This window comes from Streptococcus mitis (assembly GCF_001579035.1).
In the GTDB taxonomy this organism is placed as follows: domain Bacteria; phylum Bacillota; class Bacilli; order Lactobacillales; family Streptococcaceae; genus Streptococcus; species Streptococcus mitis_J.
The window spans coordinates 303,501-306,337 of record NZ_KQ970287.1; the positions used below are offsets into that span (position 1 = coordinate 303,501).

The window sequence follows — 2,837 nt, forward strand, 5'->3', positions numbered from 1 at the left end:
TTATCGAAAGGACATGACTGGTAGTCTGGATGAGGTGGCGATTAAGGCCATTATTGACTTGGATAAAAGTCTGACAAATCTAAATGACCGCAAGGAAGCTGTTTTGGCTAAGATTCAAGAACAAGGCAAGTTGACCAAGGAGTTGGAAGAAGCTATCTTAGCAGCCGAAAAATTAGCAGATGTAGAAGAACTCTATCTTCCTTACAAGGAAAAACGTCGAACCAAGGCAACCATTGCCCGTGAAGCCGGACTCTTCCCACTTGCTCGCTTAATCTTGCAGAATGTAGCGGACTTAGAGAAAGAGGCTGAAAAGTTTGTCTGTGAAGGATTTGCGACTGGCAAGGAAGCCTTGTCTGGTGCAGTTGATATCTTGGTCGAAGCTTTATCGGAAGATGTGACCTTACGTTCCATGACTTATCAGGAAGTGCTGAGACACTCTAAACTCACTTCGCAAGTCAAGGATGAAAGTCTTGATGAAAAGCAGGTTTTTCAGATTTATTATGATTTTTCAGAGACGGTTGGAACTATGCAGGGTTATCGTACCTTGGCCCTCAATCGTGGGGAGAAGCTAGGTGTCTTGAAGGTCGGTTTTGAACATGCGACGGACCGTATTCTAGCTTTCTTTGCTGCTCGTTTTAAGGTCAAAAACGCCTATATAGATGAAGTGGTTCAGCAATCTGTTAAGAAAAAAGTCTTGCCTGCTATCGAGCGTCGTATTCGTACAGAATTAACTGAGAAAGCAGAAGAAGGAGCTATCCAACTCTTTTCGGACAATCTACGCAATCTCCTCTTGGTTGCTCCGCTGAAAGGGCGCGTGGTTCTAGGATTTGACCCTGCCTTTCGTACAGGTGCCAAGCTAGCTGTCGTGGATGCAACTGGGAAAATGCTGACAACTCAGGTCATTTATCCTGTCAAACCAGCATCAGCTCGTCAAATCGAAGAAGCTAAGAAAGATTTGGCAGATTTGATTGGTCAATACGGCGTGGAAATTATTGCTATCGGAAATGGTACTGCCAGTCGTGAAAGTGAATCCTTTGTGGCGGAAGTTCTTAAAGATTTTCCAGAAGTCAGCTATGTTATCGTCAATGAAAGTGGTGCTTCGGTCTATTCTGCCAGCGAACTTGCTCGTCAGGAATTTCCAGACTTGACCGTTGAAAAACGCTCTGCCATTTCTATCGCCCGTCGTTTGCAAGATCCTCTTGCGGAATTGGTCAAAATCGATCCTAAGTCAATCGGTGTCGGTCAATACCAGCACGATGTCAGTCAGAAGAAACTGTCTGAAAGTCTGGATTTTGTCGTGGATACAGTGGTAAACCAAGTCGGTGTCAATGTCAATACGGCCAGCCCAGCTCTTCTTTCACACGTAGCTGGACTCAATAAAACCATCTCTGAAAATATCGTCAAATACCGTGAGGAGGAAGGAAAAATCACTTCACGCGCCCAAATCAAGAAAGTTCCTCGTCTGGGGGCCAAGGCCTTTGAACAGGCAGCTGGTTTCCTTCGTATCCCTGAAAGTAGCAATATCCTTGATAATACAGGAGTTCACCCAGAAAATTACGCTGCCGTTAAGAAACTCTTCAAACGCTTAGACATCAAGGATCTGAATGAAGAAGCCCAAAGCAAACTTAAGTCGCTTTCAGTTAAGGAGATGGCACAAGAGCTAGACCTTGGTCCAGAAACTCTTAAAGATATCATTGCAGATCTTCTCAAACCAGGTCGAGATTTCCGTGATTCCTTTGACGCACCTGTACTTCGCCAAGATGTCCTAGATATCAAAGACTTAGTGGTTGGTCAGAAGCTAGAGGGTGTGGTGCGTAATGTAGTTGACTTTGGTGCCTTCGTTGACATTGGAATTCATGAGGACGGCTTGATTCATATTTCCCATATGAGTCGCAAATTTATCAAACACCCAAGCCAAGTGGTGTCAGTCGGAGATTTGGTGACCGTTTGGGTTAAGAAAATCGATACTGAACGTGAAAAAGTCAATCTGTCGCTCCTCGCTCCAGATGAATCTAACTGATTACGTTAAGCAGGTTTCACTAGAAGACTTTGGTAGACCTTTTATCCATCATGTCCAGTGGAATAGGCGTCTACGTTCGACAGGTGGGCGATTTTTCCCCAAAGATGGGCATTTGGATTTTAATCCCAAGGTTTATCAGGAACTGGGTCTGGATGTTTTTAGGAAAATTGTCCGACATGAACTCTGTCACTATCACCTCTATTTTCAAGGGAAGGGCTATCAACACAAGGATAGGGATTTTAAGGAACTGTTGAAAGCAGTGGATGGATTACGTTTTGTGCCCTCCTTGCCAAATAGTAACTCCAAACCACTCAATCTCTATCGTTGTCAATCCTGCCAGCAAATTTATCATCGCAAACGAAGGATTGATACCAAACGCTATCGCTGTGGACTTTGTAGAGGTAAATTGCTACTAGTAAATCAGCCTGAGGACTGATGAAAGCCTAGTCTAACCGTGATATACTATGTCTAACCTAGCAGAAAGAGGAAATATCATGAACAGTAAATTTTATAAAATGAGACGAAATCGCATGATTTCAGGAGTTCTGGCAGGTCTGTCAGACAAGTGGAACTTTGATGTTACCCTTGTTCGTTTCTTGTTTGCCATTTTTACAGTCGCAAATTTTGGCCTTGGTGTGATTATCTATATCATCCTAGCTTCTGTCATGCCGACTAAGGAAGAAATCGAAGCAGAAATGTACGGAACAGGCCCACGAAAACGCAAAGAAGCCCAAGCCATTGACGACAATGAAGGCTGGTTTTGGTGAGATTCTACAGAAGATTTGGAATAAGCAAAAAGCTTAATCAATAGTCTAAA

The 2,837-nt window shown here is 43.5% G+C and carries 3 protein-coding genes; all 3 read left to right on the top strand.

Translation table 11 applies throughout. From position 1 onward, the window contains the following. Nucleotides 1–2,020 (top strand): helix-hairpin-helix domain-containing protein (locus SMIDD26_RS05920; RefSeq protein ID WP_061439528.1); only part of this gene is annotated, 2,020 nt, incomplete at its 5' end. Next, complete coding sequence (locus SMIDD26_RS05925; RefSeq protein ID WP_061439468.1) at nt 2,007–2,456, top strand: SprT family protein; 450 nt, start codon at nt 2,007–2,009, stop codon at nt 2,454–2,456. The genes SMIDD26_RS05920 and SMIDD26_RS05925, both read left to right, overlap by 14 nt. A 58-nt stretch (nt 2,457–2,514) precedes the next feature. After that, a complete protein-coding gene (locus tag SMIDD26_RS05930; RefSeq protein WP_001085048.1) occupies nt 2,515–2,787 on the top strand; it encodes a PspC domain-containing protein in 273 nt (90 codons plus the stop codon). Nucleotides 2,788–2,837 lie beyond the last annotated feature (50 nt).